Here is a 16,766-nt window from a genome sequence, read left to right as displayed (position 1 = left end):
TCGGATTCGTATTCGACGTGGGCGGTCGAAATGGTGATACCGCGAGCCTTTTCTTCCGGAGCCGCGTCGATCGAGGAGTAGTCCTTGAACTCGCCGCCGAAGCGCTCGGCGCCGATCTTGGTCAGCGCAGCAGTCAGGGTGGTCTTGCCGTGATCGACGTGACCGATGGTGCCGACGTTCACGTGCGGCTTGGTGCGTTCAAACTTGCCCTTGGCCATGTTTGTATACCTTCAAGTAAGCGAAAGAAAAAAGTTGGGATAAAGGAGCTGAGCTTACGCTCAGCCCTTCTTGATCACGGTGTCGGCGATGTTGTTCGGAGCCGGCTCGTAGTGGTCGAACTCCATGGTGAAGGTCGCACGACCCTGGGTCTGCGAACGCAGAGCGGTGGCGTAACCGAACATTTCGCCCAGCGGAATCATCGCATTGATGATGCTGGCCGAGCCGTCACCGGTGGTGCCCGAACCCTGCAGAACGCCGCGACGACGGCTCACGTCGCCCATGACATCACCCTGGTATTCCTCCGGAGTGACGATTTCGACCTTCATGATCGGCTCCAGCAGAACCGGCTTGGCCTTGGCAAAGCCCTGCTTGAAGGCCATCGAGGAGGCCAGCTTGAACGCCATTTCCGAGGAGTCGACGTCGTGGTAAGAACCGAACACCAGCTTGACCTTGACGTCCACCACCGGGAAGCCAGCCAGCGGGCCGGAGGTGATGGTTTCGCGCAGGCCCTTTTCAACCGACGGAATGAATTCCTTCGGAATGACACCACCGGTGATTTCGTTCAGGAACAGGAAATCGTCCTTGATCAGCGGAGCGATCTTCGGATCGGCACGGTCTGCGTCGGTGATCGGGGACATTTCGATCACGACGTGACCGTACTGACCCTTACCACCGGACTGCTTGGCGTGCTTGTAATCCGACTTGACGTCTGCCATCTGGATGGTTTCGCGGTAAGCCACCTGCGGCTTGCCAACGTTGGCTTCCACGTTGAACTCGCGCTTCAGGCGGTCAACGATGATGTCCAGGTGCAGTTCGCCCATGCCCGAGATGATGGTCTGGCCAGACTCTTCGTCGGTCTTGACGCGGAACGACGGATCTTCCTGAGCCAGACGGCCCAGTGCCAGACCCATTTTTTCCTGGTCGGACTTGGTCTTCGGCTCGACAGCCATCGAGATCACCGGCTCCGGGAAGGTCATGCGCTCGAGCACGATCGGAGCATCGATGGCACACAGGGTGTCACCGGTGGTGGTGTCCTTCAGGCCCACAGCCGCGGCGATGTCACCAGCCAACACTTCCTTGATTTCTTCGCGGTTGTTGGAGTGCATCTGCAGCACGCGGCCGATACGTTCCTTCTTGTTCTTGACCGAGTTCAGCACCTGGTCGCCAGCGTTCAGGACGCCGGAGTAGACGCGGAAGAAGGTCAGCGAACCGACGAACGGGTCGGTGATGATCTTGAAGGCCAGCGACGAGAACGGAGCCTTGTCGTCGGACTTGCGGGTCAGCTCCTTGGTTTCGTCATCGACGTCCACGCCCTTCATGTCCGGCACATCGACCGGCGACGGCAGCAGCTGGATCACGCCGTCCAGCATCGCCTGCACGCCCTTGTTCTTGAAGGCCGAGCCACAGAACATCGGGACAATTTCGGTCGCCAGGGTACGGGTACGCAGGGCGCTGATGATTTCGGCCTCGGCCAGCTCTTCGCCGCCCAGGTACTTTTCCATCAGCTCTTCGGACGCTTCGGCAGCAGTCTCGATCATGAAGGTGCGGGCTTCTTCAGCCTGCTCCACCAACTCGGCCGGCATGTCGACGTACTTGAAGGTCATGCCCTGGGTAGCGTCATCCCATTCGATGGCCTTCATCTTCAGCAGGTCAACCACACCCTTGAAGTTGTCTTCGGCACCGATCGGAATCTGCATCGGAACCGGCACGGCGCCGAGCTTGGCCTTCAGCTGGTCACGGACCTTGAAGAAGTTGGCACCGGTACGGTCCATCTTGTTGACGAACGCGATGCGCGGGACCTGGTACTTGTTGGCCTGGCGCCACACGGTTTCCGACTGCGGCTGCACGCCACCGACGGCGCACAGCACGAACACGGCACCGTCGAGCACGCGCAACGAGCGCTCCACTTCGATGGTGAAGTCAACGTGCCCGGGGGTGTCGATGACGTTGAAGCGGTGCTCCGGCAGGGACTTGTCCATGCCCTTCCAGAACGCGGTGGTCGCAGCGGACTGGATCGTGATGCCACGCTCCTGCTCCTGCTCCATCCAGTCCATGGTGGCGGCGCCGTCATGCACTTCACCCAGCTTGTGGCTCTTGCCGGTGTAGAACAGGATGCGCTCGGACGTGGTGGTCTTGCCGGCATCGATGTGGGCCATGATGCCGAAGTTACGGTAACGCTCGATAGGAGTGGTACGGGCCACGGGAGCCTCTCAGATTTACAGGATTTCGGATGGCCGAACGCCGCCTTGCGGCGGCCTTCGGATTAACGGGCGCGCTGGACGCGCCTCACACTGGGACACCCCGAAGGGTGACGGCCCCGCCACAGCGGGGCCGCAACAATCACCAGCGGTAGTGTGCGAAGGCCTTGTTCGCTTCCGCCATGCGGTGCGTTTCTTCGCGCTTCTTGATGGCGCCGCCACGGTTTTCCGAGGCATCCAGCAGTTCAGCAGCCAGCTTCTTCGGCATGGTGGTTTCACCACGCTTGCGGGCCGAGTCGATCAGCCAACGCATGGACAGGGCCATCTTGCGCGAGGCGCGCACTTCGACCGGCACCTGGTAGGTGGCACCGCCGACGCGACGCGACTTGACTTCGACGTTCGGAGCCACGTTGTCCAGAGCCTTCTGCACCAGCTCGATGGCGTTCGGGTTCTTTTCGCCGATGACATCCATGGCGCCGTACACGATCTTCTCGGCGACGGACTTCTTGCCGCTCAGCATGACCATGTTGATGAAACGGGCGATGGTTTCGCTCTTGTGCTTCGGATCCGGCAGGACCGAACGCTGCGGGGTATTACCTTTACGGGACATGATCTATTCCTTAGGCCTTCGGACGCTTTGCGCCGTACTTGGAACGAGCCTGGCGACGCTTGGCGACGCCGGCGGCATCGAGCGAACCGCGCACGGTGTGGTAACGCACACCCGGCAGATCCTTGACTCGGCCGCCACGGATCAGGACCACGGAGTGCTCCTGCAGATTGTGGCCTTCACCGCCGATGTAGCTGATGACCTCTTCCTGGTTGGTCAGGCGAACCTTGGCGACCTTACGCAGTGCCGAGTTCGGCTTCTTCGGGGTGGTGGTGTAAACGCGCGTGCAAACGCCACGGCGCTGCGGGCAGTTGTCCAGTGCCGGGGAGGCACTCTTGTAAGTGGTCGCCTGCCGCGGCTTGCGGACCAGCTGGTTAATCGTCGCCATCAGTGGTTTCTTCTGATTGAGGCCACAAGGGCCTGTGCGTTAAGAATGAAGGCAGGTCGATTTTTGACCCACCAAGACGGAAAATTGTACCGGGTCTGGCAAAGCCACGTCAACCGACGTCTTGTCGCCGTGCCCTGCCCCGCTTGCCACTCCTGGCCAGGACAGGCCATCGGCCCATCCTGGTCAGCAACAGCGGACCGGCCCCGCAAAGGGCCGGCCAGTCTTACTCTTCGCCTGCCGGGGCCTGATCGGCCTCGACCTGGACCGGCTCCACCGCGGCAACCACTTCTTCGGCTGCCGGCTGAACGCCAGACAGGGTCTGGATTTCCGACTCGGTCAGACCGCCGGCCTTGCGGCGGGCGCTGTGGTAGGCCAGACCGGTACCGGCCGGGATCAGACGACCGACGATCACGTTTTCCTTCAGGCCACGCAGGTTGTCCGAGGTGCCGCGAACGGCCGCTTCGGTCAGCACGCGGGTGGTTTCCTGGAACGAGGCTGCCGAGATGAACGACTCGGTGGCCAGCGATGCCTTGGTGATGCCCAGCAGGACCGGATCGAACTGCACCGGCAGCTCGCCACGGGCGATCAGCTTGGCATTGGTCTCGACCACGCGCTGACGCTCGGTCTGCTCACCGGCCAGGAAGTTGCTGTTGCCGGCGTCGGTGATTTCCACCTTGCGCAGCATCTGGCGCGAGATCACTTCAATGTGCTTGTCGTTGATCTTCACGCCCTGCAGGCGGTACACGTCCTGGATTTCCTTGACCAGGTAACGGGCCAGCTCTTCCACACCCTTCAGGCGCAGGATGTCCTGCGGGCTCGGCTCGCCGTCCACGATGGTTTCGCCGCGACCCACGTGTTCACCTTCGAACACGATGACCTGACGGTACTTCGGAATCAGCTCTTCGTGCTCGCCACCGTCAGCATCCTTGATGATCAGGCGCTGCTTGCCCTTGGTGTCCTTGCCGAAGCTGATCACACCCGAACGCTCGGCCAGGATGGCCGGGTCCTTCGGACGACGGGCTTCGAACAAGTCGGCCACGCGCGGCAGACCACCGGTGATGTCGCGGGTCTTGGAGGCTTCCTGCGGGATCTTGGCAACCACGTCGCCCACGCCCACCGGGGCACCGTCCTGCAGGTTGACCACCGAACGCGGCGGCAGCAGGTACTGGGCCGGCATGTCGGTGCCCGGAATGGTCAGGTCATTGCCCTTGCCATCGACGATGCGCACCAGCGGACGCAGATCCTTGCCCTGCGAGCCACGACGCTTGGGATCGGTGATTTCACGCGATGCCAGACCGGTCAGTTCATCGGTCTTCTCGATCACGGTGATGCCGTCAACGAAGTCGATGAAGCGCACAAAACCGGCCACTTCCGACACGATCGGGTGGTTGTGCGGATCCCAGTTGACCACGGTCTGGCCAGCCTTGACCTCGGCACCGTCCTTGGCATTGATGGTGGCACCGTAGGGCAGCTTGTAGCGCTCGCGCTCACGACCGTGCGGGTCGAGCACCGAGATTTCGCCCGAACGCGACACCGCCACCAGGTTGCCGCTGGCCTGTTCAACGAACTTGAGGTTGTTGAACTTGACCGAGCCGGTGGTCTTGATGGTGATGTTGTCCACCGCAGCGGCACGCGATGCGGCACCACCGATGTGGAAGGTGCGCATGGTCAGCTGGGTACCCGGCTCACCGATGGACTGGGCGGCGATGACGCCGACCGCTTCGCCGATGTTGACGATGTGACCGCGGGCCAGGTCGCGACCATAGCAGTGCGAGCACACGCCGAAGGCCGACTCACAGGTGATGGTCGAACGGACCTTGATGGTCTGCACGCCGGCGTCTTCCAGGGTCTGCACCCAGGCTTCATCGAGCAGGGTGTTGCGGGTGACGATCGGATCTTCGTCGTTGCCCGGCAGGAACACATCCTCGGCCACGACACGACCCAGCACGCGGTCCTTCAACGGCTCGACCACGTCGCCGCCTTCCACGATCGGGGTCATGATCAGACCTTCGACGGTGCCGCAGTCCACTTCGGTGATCACCACGTCCTGGGCCACGTCGACCAGACGACGGGTCAGGTAACCGGAGTTGGCGGTCTTCAGCGCGGTATCGGCCAGACCCTTACGGGCACCGTGGGTGGAGTTGAAGTACTCCTGCACGTTCAGGCCTTCGCGGAAGTTCGCCTTGATCGGGGTTTCGATGATCGAGCCGTCCGGGCGAGCCATCAGGCCACGCATACCGGCCAGCTGACGGATCTGGGCCTGGCTACCACGTGCACCGGAGTCGGCCATGATGTACAGCGAGTTCATCGACTTCTGGTCGACCAGCTTGCCTTCGGCGTCCTCGACCTTCTCGGTACCGATGGTTTCCATCATCGCCTTGGCAATGCGCTCGTTGGTGCGCGACCAGATGTCCACGACCTTGTTGTAGCGCTCGCCAGCGGTGACCAGACCGGACTGGTACTGCTCCTGGATCTCGACCACTTCCTGCTCGGCTTCGCCCAGGATGCCCTTCTTCTCATCCGGGATCAGCATGTCGTCGATACCGATGGAGACGCCGGCGCGGGTTGCGTAGGCGTAACCGGTGTACATCAGCTTGTCGGCGAACACCACGGTGTCCTTCAAGCCCAGACGACGGTAGGACTGGTTGATCAGGCGCGAGATGTTCTTCTTGCTCATCTCGGTGTTGCACAGCTCGAAAGGCAGGCCTTCGGGCATGATTTCGCTCAGCAGCGCACGACCGACGGTGGTGTCGACAATGGAGGTCTGCTTGGTCTTGTTGCCATCTTCGTCACGCACGGTCTCGGTGATGCGCACCTTGACCTTGGCATGCAGCTCGACCACGCGGTTGTCGTAGGCGCGCTTCACTTCGTTGGTGTTGGCAAACACCATGCCTTCGCCCTTCTTGTTGATCAGGGCACGGCTGAGATAGTACAGGCCCAACACCACGTCCTGCGACGGCACGATGATCGGCTCGCCGTTGGCCGGCGACAGGATGTTGTTGGTGGACATCATCAGCGCACGCGCTTCCAGCTGGGCTTCCAGCGAGAGCGGCACGTGGACGGCCATCTGGTCACCGTCGAAGTCGGCGTTGAATGCAGTACACACCAGCGGATGCAGCTGGATGGCCTTGCCTTCGATCAACAGCGGCTCGAACGCCTGGATGCCCAGACGGTGCAGGGTCGGCGCACGGTTCAGCAGCACCGGATGCTCGCGGATGACTTCTTCCAGGATGTCCCAGACTTCGCCTTCTTCGCGCTCGACCAGCTTCTTGGCGGCCTTGATGGTGGTGGCCAGGCCACGGCGCTGCAGCTTGGCGAAGACGAACGGCTTGAACAGCTCCAGCGCCATCTTCTTCGGCAGGCCGCACTGGTGCAGCTTCAGGTACGGACCGACGGTGATCACCGAACGACCCGAGTAGTCGACGCGCTTGCCCAGCAGGTTCTGACGGAAGCGACCCTGCTTGCCCTTGATCATGTCGGCCAGCGACTTGAGCGGGCGCTTGTTGGTGCCGGTGATGGCACGGCCGCGACGGCCGTTGTCCAGCAGGGCGTCAACCGATTCCTGCAGCATGCGCTTTTCGTTGCGCACGATGATGTCCGGAGCGTTGAGCTCCAGCAGGCGGCGCAGACGGTTGTTGCGGTTGATGACGCGGCGGTACAGGTCGTTCAGGTCGGAGGTCGCAAAGCGGCCACCGTCCAGCGGCACCAGCGGACGCAGGTCCGGCGGCAGCACCGGCAGCACGGTCATCACCATCCACTCCGGACGGTTGCCCGATTCCAGGAAGGCTTCGACCAGCTTGATGCGCTTGGTCAGACGCTTCAGCTTGGTTTCCGAACCGGTGGAAGCGATCTCTTCCTTCAGGCGGATCATTTCCGACTGCAGGTCGATGGTGCGCAGCAGGTCGAACACGGCCTCGGCGCCCATGGCGGCGTCGAAGTCATCACCGTGCTCCTGACGGGCCTGGATGTACTGCTCTTCGGTCAGCAGCTGACGACGGTCCAGGGTGGTCAGACCCGGCTCGGTCACCACGTAGGCTTCGAAGTACAGCACGCGCTCGATGTCGCGCAGGGTCATGTCCAGCATCAGGCCGATGCGGCTGGGCAGCGACTTCAGGAACCAGATGTGGGCGACCGGCGATGCCAGGTCGATATGGCCCATGCGCTCGCGGCGCACCTTGGCCAGGGTCACTTCGGTGCCGCACTTTTCGCACACGACACCGCGGTGCTTCATGCGCTTGTACTTGCCGCACAGGCACTCGTAGTCCTTCACCGGGCCAAAGATGGCGGCGCAGAACAGACCGTCACGCTCCGGCTTGAAGGTGCGGTAGTTGATGGTTTCCGGCTTCTTCACTTCGCCGTAGGACCAGGAGCGGATCAGTTCCGGCGAAGCCAGGCCAATCTTGATCGCGTCAAAGTCCAGCGTCTGGCGCTGCTGGTTGAAGAGGTTGAGCAGGTCTTTCATTGGTTTTCTCCAGAAGGAGGAATTCGTATCGATGGGGCTTGGGGGTCACTTTTGGTGGCGCGGGGAGGATCACTCCCCGCGCCCACCTGCTCAGTGCTCTTCCAGCTCGATGTTGATACCCAGCGAGCGGATTTCCTTGACCAGCACGTTGAACGATTCCGGCATGCCGGCAACCATTTCGTGCTCACCGTCGACGATGTTCTTGTACATCTGGTTACGGCCCTGCACGTCATCGGACTTCACCGTCAGCATTTCCTGCAGGGTGTAGGCCGCGCCGTAGGCTTCCAGTGCCCAGACTTCCATTTCACCGAAGCGCTGGCCGCCGAACTGCGCCTTGCCACCCAGCGGCTGCTGGGTCACCAGGGAGTACGGACCGGTCGAACGGGCGTGCATCTTGTCGTCGACCAGGTGGTGCAGCTTCAGGTAGTGCATGTAACCGACGGTGGTCTTGCGGTCGAATGCCTCACCGGTGCGGCCGTCATACAGCTGCATCTGGGTCTTGGAAGCATTGAAGCCGAGCAGACCGGTTTCCGGATCTTCATCCGGATACGCCAGTTCCAGCATCTGACGGATTTCGTCCTCGTAGGCACCGTCGAACACCGGGGTGGCCATCGGCACGCCGTCGGTCAGGTTCTTGGCCAGGTTCAGCAGCTCCTCGTCGGAGAACTGATCCAGGTCCACACGGTTGCCGGCGTTGGCCGCATCGTGGTTGTAGACCTTGCCCAGGAACTCACGCAGTTCAAGCACAGCGCGCTTTTCGTCCATCATCTTCTGGATGCGCTTGCCCAGGCCCTTTGCGGCCCAGCCAAGGTGCACTTCCAGAATCTGGCCGATGTTCATACGCGACGGCACGCCCAGCGGGTTCAAGCAGATGTCCACGGTGTTGCCGTCGGCCATGTACGGCATGTCCTCGACCGGCACCACGTTGGAGACCACACCCTTGTTGCCGTGGCGGCCTGCCATCTTGTCGCCCGGCTGGATGCGGCGCTTCACGGCCAGGAACACCTTGACCATCTTCAGCACGCCCGGAGCCAGATCATCGCCCTGGGTGATCTTGGAACGCTTGTCCGCAAAGCGGGCTTCGAATTCCTTCTCGTGCATCTGGATCTGCATCTGGGCGCGTTCGATCGCTTCGGCAGCGTCGTCGTCCTTCATGCGCAGCATGAACCAGTCAGCCTTCTTCAGGCCGTCCAGGTAGGCGTCGGTGATGCTGTCGCCCTTCTTCAGGCCCGGGCCACCGTTGGCAACGCGGCCAACGATCACGCCGCGCAGACGGGCGTAGATGGCGCCTTCCAGGATGCGGAACTGGTCGTCGAAGTCCTTCTTGACGCGCTTGATTTCAGATTCTTCGATCTGACGGGCGCGCTTGTCCTTCTCGATACCGTCGCGGGTGAAGACCTGCACGTCGATGACGGTGCCGTCCATGCCCGGCGGCACGCGCAGCGAGCTGTCCTTCACGTCCGAAGCCTTCTCGCCGAAGATCGCGCGCAGCAGCTTCTCTTCCGGGGTCAGCTGGCTTTCGCCCTTCGGGGTGACCTTGCCGACCATGATGTCACCGGCGCGCACTTCGGCACCGATGTAGACCACGCCGGATTCGTCCAGACGGTTCAGGGCCTGCTCGGACACGTTCGGGATGTCGGCAGAGATTTCTTCCGGCCCCAGCTTGGTGTCACGCGCAACGCAGGTCAGCTCTTCGATGTGGATCGTGGTGTAACGATCCTGTTCGACCACACGCTCGGACAGCAGGATGGAGTCTTCGAAGTTGTAGCCGTTCCACGGCATGAACGCGATCAGCATGTTCTGGCCCAGGGCCAGTTCGCCGATGTCGGTGGACGGACCGTCAGCCAGCACGTCGCCGCGGGCGATGACGTTGCCCACGTTCACCAGCGGACGCTGGTTGATGCAGGTGTTCTGGTTGGAACGGGTGTACTTGATCAGCGGGTAGATATCCACGCCGGCATCGGTATCGCCAACGATCTCTTCCTCGTTGACCTTGACCACGATACGGGCGGCATCGATCTGCTCGATCACACCACCACGGCGGGCGTTGACGGTCACACCGGAGTCACGGGCCACGGCACGTTCGATACCGGTACCCACCAGCGGCTTCTGCGCACGCAGGGTCGGCACGGCCTGACGCTGCATGTTGGCGCCCATCAATGCGCGGTTGGCGTCATCGTGTTCCAGGAACGGAACCAGTGCCGCTGCAACCGATACGGTCTGCATCGGCGAGACGTCCATGAAGTGCACTTCATGCGGCGGCTTGAGCAGCGACTCACCCTGGTAACGGCACGGCACGAAGGTTTCGGTCAGCATGCTGTTGTTGTCCAGCAGCGCGTTGGCCTGTGCGATGACGTACTCGTTTTCCTCAATGGCCGACAGGTACTCGACCTCGTCGCTCACCTTGCCGTCCACGACCTTGCGGTACGGCGTTTCCAGGAAGCCATACTGGTTGGTGCGGGCAAACACGGCCAGCGAGTTGATCAGGCCGATGTTCGGGCCTTCCGGGGTTTCGATGGTGCAGACGCGGCCGTAATGGGTCGGGTGCACGTCGCGCACTTCGAAGCCGGCGCGCTCACGGGTCAGACCGCCCGGGCCCAGGGCCGAGACGCGACGCTTGTGGGTGACTTCCGACAGCGGGTTGTTCTGGTCCATGAACTGGGACAGCTGCGAGGAACCGAAGAATTCCTTGATTGCAGCAGCCACCGGCTTGGCGTTGATCAGTTCCTGCGGGGTCAGGCCTTCGGATTCTGCCATCGACAGGCGTTCCTTGACCGCACGCTCCACGCGCACCAGGCCGACGCGGAACACGTTCTCGGCCATTTCGCCGACCGAACGCACGCGGCGGTTGCCCAGGTGGTCGATATCGTCAACCACACCACGGCCGTTGCGGATCTCGGTCAGGACCTTGATCACGTCCAGGATGTCCGAGGTCTCGCCATGGGTGGCGACCAGGCGCTTGGATTCCTCGTCATTGCGCTCGCCGTAGTACTTCTTGTCGTACAGCACGGCTTCGCCGGTGACTTCCTTGCGGCCGACACGGCGGTTGAACTTCATGCGGCCGACCGTGGACAGGTCGTAGCGCTCGAAGGTGAAGAACAGGTTGTGGAACAGGTTCTGCGCGGCATCCTTGGTCGGCGGCTCGCCCGGACGCATCATGCGGTAGATTTCCACCAAGGCTTCCAGCTGGGTCTTGGTGTTGTCGATGCGCAGGGTGTTGGACAGGTACGGGCCACGGTCCAGATCGTTCACCCACAGGGTGCCGACCGAATCCACGCCGGCCTTGCGGAAGGCCTGCAGCTGGTCGTCGGTGATCTCGTCATTGGCCTGGGCCAGCAGCTCGCCGGTGTTGGCATCGATCACGTCGTGGGACAGGATGCGGCCGACCAGATATTCGTCCGGCACGGCCAGGGCAGCGATGCCCGACTGTTCCAGCTGACGGATGTGGCGGGCGGTGATGCGCTTGCCTGCCTCGACGATGACCTTGTCACCATCGGCCAGGTCGAAGTTCAGGGTTTCGCCACGCAGACGTTCCGGCACCAGCTCCAGCTGCACGCCTTCGCTCGGATCGATGTGGAAGGTGTTGACGTCGAAGAACTCGGCCAGCATCTCTTCGTTGCTGTAGCCCAGGGCGCGCAGCAGGATGGACACCGGCAGCTTGCGGCGACGGTCGATACGGGTGTACAGGGCATCCTTCGGGTCGAACTCGAAGTCCAGCCAGGAACCGCGGTAAGGAATGATGCGGGCGCTGTACAGCAGCTTGCCCGAGCTGTGGGTCTTGCCGCGGTCGTGGTCGAAGAACACGCCCGGGCTGCGGTGCAGCTGGGACACGATGACGCGCTCGGTGCCGTTCACAATGAACGTACCGTTGTCGGTCATCAGCGGGATTTCGCCCAGATAGACTTCCTGTTCCTTGACGTACTTGATCGCCTTGGTCGAGGACTCCTTGTCGTAGATGACCAGGCGCACGGTGACGCGCAGCGGCGCGCCGTAGCTCATGCCGCGCTGACGGCACTCGCGCTCGTCAAACACCGGGTCGCCGAGCTTGTAGCCGACGTACTCCAGGGCGGCGTTGCCGCTGTAGCTGGAAATCGGGAACACCGACTTCAGGGCAGCGTGCAGGCCGATGTCGCGACGCTTGGTCGGCTCCAGGTCTTCCTGCAGGAATTCACGGTACGAATCGACCTGGATGGCCAGCAGGAACGGCACTTCCAGAATCGAACGCTGCTTACCGAAATCCTTGCGGATACGCTTTTTTTCGGTGAACGAATATGACGTCATTGGGTCTCACCTTGAATGAGCGGGTCGTGCGTCCACGGCCCGTAAGGGAACTTGCTAGAAATTGTCAGTTCCAAGCCGCTGGTATTGCCGGCACCAGCACGCCTTCTGTAGCTGCTTGCAACTGCCAACTCGTCTGCTTCACTGCCCTGCCCGGCGCCGAAGGCTGCCGATCATCAGGTCCAGGACTGCAGCCCGCGTTGGGCTTTTTCATGCCACGGCAGCGTACTGCCGCTTGAAACGACCAAAGGCCGGGGGCTTACGCCCCCAGCCTTGGCTGCATCGCTGCGATAAATCGATAGCGACGCAATGGAGTGCTTACTTGACTTCGACAGTCGCGCCAGCAGCTTCCAGGTCCTTCTTCATCTTCTCGGCTTCGTCCTTCGAAGCGCCTTCCTTCAGGACGCCACCGGCTTCTGCCAGGTCCTTGGCTTCCTTCAGGCCCAGGCCGGTGATGGCGCGGACAGCCTTGATGACTTCAACCTTCTTCTCGCCAGCGGTCTTCAGGGTGACGGTGAATTCGGTCTGCTCTTCAACAGCAGCAGCCGGGCCGGCAGCGGCAACGGCAACCGGAGCGGCGGCGGAAACGCCGAACTTCTCTTCGATGGCCTTGACCAGCTCCATCACTTCCATCAGGGACTTCTCGGCGATGGCTTCGACGATCTGCTCGTTGGTAAGGGACATTTTAAATACCTTTGAATTGAATTCTGGATTTCAGGTTCCGGTGGGGAACCCAGACGTGGACGTCGAAACTTAAGCGGTTTCGGCTTCGGCAGCCGGCTCGGCAGCTGCTTCGCCACCGCCCTGCTTCTCGCCAACAGCCTTGACGGCGCGTGCGAACATGGTGACCGGCTCGGCCAGGACGCGGGCCAGCATGGCCAGGGCCTGATCGCGAGTCGGCAGCGATGCCAACACTTCAACGTGGCTGGCCGGGAACAGTTCCCCGCCGATTGCCACGACCTTCGCCTTCAGCTTGTCGTTGCCCTTGGCAGCTTCCTTGATCAGGCGACCGGCAGCGCCGGGCTCCTCCATCGAGAACGCGTACAGCAGCGGACCAGTCATCTGGTCCTGTGCCACGGCGAACTCGGTGCCTTCAACAGCGCGTGCAGCCAGGGTGTTCTTGACAACCTTCAAGAAAACACCGGTTTCACGAGCCTGCTTGCGCATCGCGGTCATCTGAGCGACCGTGGTGCCAGCGTATTCGGCGGCGATCAAGGAGTGAGCCTTGGCGGCGACGTCTGCCAGTTCGGCGACTACTTCTTGCTTCTGGGACAGATTGAGAGCCATTGCACTCCTCCTAGTGAAACTCCGCTTACGGCTCCTGCCGTGTGCGGTCCAAGACAGCATCCATCCTGGACGCCGGGAACATCAAACGATGTTCCGTTGGTGGTCGTTCCGGACCTGGAGTGGTGCAGCTGACCCGGGCAAGCCCAGATCGGCAAAACCAGAAAAACTCCAGAAGGGCGACACCATCTACGCAGGGTGACCAGGTGGTCGATTAAGCCATGCCGGCGGACCGGCACCGCGCCTGCGGTCTTTGACGGCTACCGGCATCACCGCGAGCGGGTCAGCCAGTTGCCTTCAAAAGGGGCCGCGGCGGCGCAGGACGCCGCCACGGCCATCAAGCAATTACTTCAGGTTCAGGGTCGACTGGTCGACGGTGATGCCGCCGCCCATGGTCGAGCTGACCGACACCTTCTGCAGGTAGGTACCCTTGGAGGTAGCCGGCTTGGCCTTGATCAGGTCCAGCAGCAGAGCGGTCAGGTTCGACTTCAGGTCTTCGCCGGTGAAGTCGATCTTGCCGATGGTGCTGTGGATGATGCCGGCCTTGTCGGTGCGGTAACGCACCTGGCCACCCTTGGCGTTCTTGACAGCTTCAGCCGGGTTCGGCGAAACGGTACCGACCTTCGGGTTCGGCATCAGGCCGCGCGGGCCCAGCACGGTGCCCAGCTTACCGACAACGCGCATGGCGTCCGGGGTAGCAATGACCACGTCGTAGTTCAGATCGCCGGCCTGCATCTTCTCGGCCAGGTCTTCCATGCCCACGGCATCGGCGCCAGCGGCCAGGGCTTCATCAGCCTTGGCACCGGCCGGTGCGAACACAGCGACGCGGACGGTCTTGCCGGTACCGGCCGGCAGCACGGTGGAACCGCGAACCTGCTGGTCGGACTTGCGAGCGTCAACGCCCAGGCGCACGGCCACGTCGATGGACTCGACGAACTTGGCGCGGGCGGTGTTCTTCAGGATTTCGATCGCCTCGTCAAAGCCGTAAGCCTTGCCCGGGACGATAGCGGCCTTGATGGCCTTCTCACGCTTGGTCTGTGCCATGTCGATTAACCCTCTACCACCAAGCCCATGGAACGGGCCGAGCCCGCGATCGTACGCACGCCGGCGTCCAGGTCAGCAGCGGTCAGATCCGGCTGCTTGGCCTTGACGATATCTTCCAGCTGTGCACGGGTCACCTTGCCCACCTTGTCGGTGTTCGGCTTCTTCGAGCCGGAGGTGATGCCTGCAGCCTTCTTGAGCAGCACGGTAGCCGGGGTGCTCTTGGTGATGAAGGTGAAGGTACGGTCGGAGTAGGCGGTGATGATCACCGGGGTCGGCAGACCCGGCTCCAGCTTGGAGGTTGCAGCATTGAATGCCTTGCAGAACTCCATGATGTTCAGACCGCGCTGACCCAGGGCCGGACCAACCGGCGGCGACGGGTTAGCCTGACCGGCCTTTACCTGCAGCTTGATGTAGCCAATTACTTTCTTAGCCATGATTATTCTCCGGGTGCTGACGCCTTACGACACAGGCTCCCCATCGGGCCGGGAATCACGCGCGTCCCGGCATCGCGTCTTGCATACAGGAAAGGCCGCCTTGCGGCGACCTCTCGGCTCAGCAAGCACCCCAAAATGGGGTAAGCCGCCAAGTATAACAACTTTTTCAGATCAATCCACAACAACAGCCGAACAATGGCTCAGGACTGCTTCTCGATCTGACCGAACTCCAGCTCGACCGGGGTCGAACGACCGAAGATCAGCACAGCCACGCGCAGACGGCTCTTTTCGTAATTGACCTCTTCCACCACGCCGTTGAAGTCGTTGAACGGGCCATCGATGACACGCACCATCTGACCCGGCTCGAACAGCACCTTCGGACGCGGCTTCTCCACACCTTCCTGGACACGATCCAAGATGGTGGCGGCCTCTTCGTCACGGATCGGCAGCGGACGATCGGCGGTGCCGCCGATGAAGCCCAGCACCCGCGGGGTCTCCTTGACCAGGTGCCAGCTTTCGTTGTCGATGCGCGGAATACCGGCTTCCTCGTGGGTCTCGATCTGGACCAGCACGTAACCCGGGAAGAACTTGCGCTCGGAACGACGCTTCTGGCCAGCACGCATTTCCACCACTTCTTCAGTGGGGACCAGCACTTCACCGAAACGCTCTTCCATCGCCTCACGCGCAATGCGGTCACGCAGTGCCTGGGCAACAGACTTTTCAAAACCCGAGTAGGCGTGAACGACGTACCAACGCTTCATTGTGTTTTCCTCAACGCCCCAAAATCCACTGGGTGAGCTTCTGGATGATGAAATCGAACCCGCCCAGCAGCAGACTCAGGACAATCACGACCACGACCACGACCCAGGTCATGCGGATCGCTTCCTGACGCGTCGGCCAAACGACCTTGCGCAGCTCGAAACGGGATTCGGAAAGGAATTCCTTGGTCGAACGACCCAGGGCGGTCAGCATGAAGACCGCGCCACCAGCCAGCAGGCCGATGATGACTGCCAGTCCACGGATCTGCGAGGACCACGCGCCCAGCTGGGCAGCATGTTCAGGAGCAGAAAACCAGAACCAGAAAAACAGGCCTGCGACCAGCAAAGCGCCGGCCGCTACGTATTTAGCGATATCGCCACCAGTGGCGGCATTGTCGTGCTCGATCTTGCTGTTCATCCGACTCTTGACTGTGTGGGTGGCGACGGAGCCACCGGATGTGAGTCGCAAGTGGCACGCCAGGAGGGACTCGAACCCCCAACCTGCGGTTTTGGAGACCGCTGCTCTGCCAATTGAGCTACTGGCGTATGCGCTTGATGCGTTTACAACCCCCGCCTGGGCGGGATGTGGGCCGGGACGGAGCCCGGCACCACCTCTTGCACATCAAGGGTGACAGCAGAACTGCCACCTTGATGTTTTTACCAAGTACTTACTTGGTGATCTGGGCAACCACGCCGGCGCCGACGGTACGACCGCCTTCGCGGATGGCGAAGCGCAGGCCTTCGTCCATTGCCACCGGGTTGATCAGGGTGACGGTCATCTTGACGTTGTCACCCGGCATCACCATTTCCACACCTTCCGGCAGCTCGATGGCGCCGGTGATGTCGGTGGTACGGAAGTAGAACTGCGGACGGTAGCCCTTGAAGAACGGGGTGTGACGGCCGCCCTCGTCCTTGGACAGAACGTAGACTTCGGACACGAACTCGGTGTGCGGCTTGATCGAACCCGGCTTGGCCAGAACCTGGCCGCGCTCGACGTCGTCACGCTTGGTGCCGCGCAGCAGCAGACCGGCGTTGTCGCCTGCCTGGCCCTGGTCCAGCAGCTTGCGGAACATCTCCACGCCGGTGACGGTGGT

The 16,766-nt window shown here is 61.9% G+C and carries 13 protein-coding genes and 1 tRNA gene; all 14 read right to left on the bottom strand.

Features of this window, described 5'->3' with window-relative positions; genetic code table 11:
• Positions 1 to 218 (bottom strand): GTP-binding protein (locus ABB30_RS13350; RefSeq protein WP_239502993.1); only part of this gene is annotated, 218 nt, incomplete at its 3' end.
• Positions 219 to 278: 60 nt separating this feature from the next.
• Positions 279 to 2,420 (bottom strand): elongation factor G, encoded by a 2,142-nt coding sequence (gene fusA, locus ABB30_RS13345; RefSeq protein ID WP_057638817.1) that lies wholly within the window; start codon positions 2,418 to 2,420, stop codon positions 279 to 281.
• Between the two features lie 139 nt (positions 2,421 to 2,559).
• Entirely contained in the window at positions 2,560 to 3,027 is a 468-nt protein-coding gene (gene rpsG / locus ABB30_RS13340; protein WP_057638816.1) for a 30S ribosomal protein S7, read from the bottom strand.
• 10 nt (positions 3,028 to 3,037) lie between these two features.
• Positions 3,038 to 3,412: a 30S ribosomal protein S12 gene (rpsL, locus tag ABB30_RS13335; protein WP_057638815.1), complete on the bottom strand. Its 375-nt coding sequence runs from the start codon at positions 3,410 to 3,412 to the stop codon at positions 3,038 to 3,040.
• Positions 3,413 to 3,635: 223 nt separating this feature from the next.
• Entirely contained in the window at positions 3,636 to 7,874 is a 4,239-nt protein-coding gene (rpoC, locus tag ABB30_RS13330; RefSeq protein WP_057638814.1) for a DNA-directed RNA polymerase subunit beta', read from the bottom strand.
• A 90-nt stretch (positions 7,875 to 7,964) separates the two neighbouring features.
• Entirely contained in the window at positions 7,965 to 12,155 is a 4,191-nt protein-coding gene (gene rpoB, locus ABB30_RS13325; protein WP_057638813.1) for a DNA-directed RNA polymerase subunit beta, read from the bottom strand.
• A gap of 315 nt (positions 12,156 to 12,470) precedes the next feature.
• A complete protein-coding gene (gene rplL / locus ABB30_RS13320; protein ID WP_057638812.1) occupies positions 12,471 to 12,836 on the bottom strand; it encodes a 50S ribosomal protein L7/L12 in 366 nt (121 codons plus the stop codon).
• A gap of 69 nt (positions 12,837 to 12,905) precedes the next feature.
• Positions 12,906 to 13,439 carry a 50S ribosomal protein L10 gene (gene rplJ / locus ABB30_RS13315; RefSeq protein WP_057638811.1) on the bottom strand — a complete coding sequence of 178 codons (534 nt, stop codon included), beginning with the start codon at positions 13,437 to 13,439 and terminating at the stop codon, positions 12,906 to 12,908.
• Positions 13,440 to 13,781: 342 nt separating this feature from the next.
• The gene (rplA, locus tag ABB30_RS13310) at positions 13,782 to 14,480 is read right to left on the bottom strand and encodes a 50S ribosomal protein L1 (RefSeq protein WP_057638810.1); all 699 of its coding nucleotides are present in this window, start codon (positions 14,478 to 14,480) and stop codon (positions 13,782 to 13,784) included.
• A gap of 5 nt (positions 14,481 to 14,485) precedes the next feature.
• On the bottom strand, positions 14,486 to 14,914 hold the full coding sequence (rplK, locus tag ABB30_RS13305; protein ID WP_057638809.1) for a 50S ribosomal protein L11: 429 nt from the start codon (positions 14,912 to 14,914) through the stop codon (positions 14,486 to 14,488).
• A 200-nt stretch (positions 14,915 to 15,114) separates the two neighbouring features.
• Positions 15,115 to 15,675, bottom strand: a complete 561-nt coding sequence (gene nusG, locus ABB30_RS13300) for a transcription termination/antitermination protein NusG (RefSeq protein ID WP_057638808.1) — start codon at positions 15,673 to 15,675, stop codon at positions 15,115 to 15,117.
• Between the two features lie 10 nt (positions 15,676 to 15,685).
• Positions 15,686 to 16,090, bottom strand: coding sequence for a preprotein translocase subunit SecE (gene secE, locus ABB30_RS13295; RefSeq protein ID WP_057638807.1), 405 nt, complete (start codon positions 16,088 to 16,090; stop codon positions 15,686 to 15,688).
• A 52-nt stretch (positions 16,091 to 16,142) separates the two neighbouring features.
• A tRNA-Trp gene (locus tag ABB30_RS13290) sits at positions 16,143 to 16,218 on the bottom strand.
• Positions 16,219 to 16,340: 122 nt separating this feature from the next.
• The coding region (locus ABB30_RS13285) for an EF-Tu C-terminal domain-related protein (RefSeq protein WP_245626505.1) at positions 16,341 to 16,766 on the bottom strand (426 nt) is incomplete at its 5' end.

Origin of the sequence: Stenotrophomonas ginsengisoli, from assembly GCF_001431485.1 — a bacterium.
Lineage (GTDB): Bacteria > Pseudomonadota > Gammaproteobacteria > Xanthomonadales > Xanthomonadaceae > Stenotrophomonas > Stenotrophomonas ginsengisoli.
This window is presented reverse-complemented; position numbering and strand designations above follow the sequence as displayed.

Coding starts and splice junctions, on each gene's coding strand:
- rpoB (WP_057638813.1), bottom strand. CDS start 12,155: ATGACGTCATATTCGTTCACCGAAAAAAAGCGTATCCGCAAGGATTTC.
- nusG (WP_057638808.1), bottom strand. CDS start 15,675: ATGAAGCGTTGGTACGTCGTTCACGCCTACTCGGGTTTTGAAAAGTCT.
- rpsG (WP_057638816.1), bottom strand. CDS start 3,027: ATGTCCCGTAAAGGTAATACCCCGCAGCGTTCGGTCCTGCCGGATCCG.
- rplJ (WP_057638811.1), bottom strand. CDS start 13,439: ATGGCTCTCAATCTGTCCCAGAAGCAAGAAGTAGTCGCCGAACTGGCA.
- rplA (WP_057638810.1), bottom strand. CDS start 14,480: ATGGCACAGACCAAGCGTGAGAAGGCCATCAAGGCCGCTATCGTCCCG.
- rplL (WP_057638812.1), bottom strand. CDS start 12,836: ATGTCCCTTACCAACGAGCAGATCGTCGAAGCCATCGCCGAGAAGTCC.
- rplK (WP_057638809.1), bottom strand. CDS start 14,914: ATGGCTAAGAAAGTAATTGGCTACATCAAGCTGCAGGTAAAGGCCGGT.
- secE (WP_057638807.1), bottom strand. CDS start 16,090: ATGAACAGCAAGATCGAGCACGACAATGCCGCCACTGGTGGCGATATC.
- rpoC (WP_057638814.1), bottom strand. CDS start 7,874: ATGAAAGACCTGCTCAACCTCTTCAACCAGCAGCGCCAGACGCTGGAC.
- rpsL (WP_057638815.1), bottom strand. CDS start 3,412: ATGGCGACGATTAACCAGCTGGTCCGCAAGCCGCGGCAGGCGACCACT.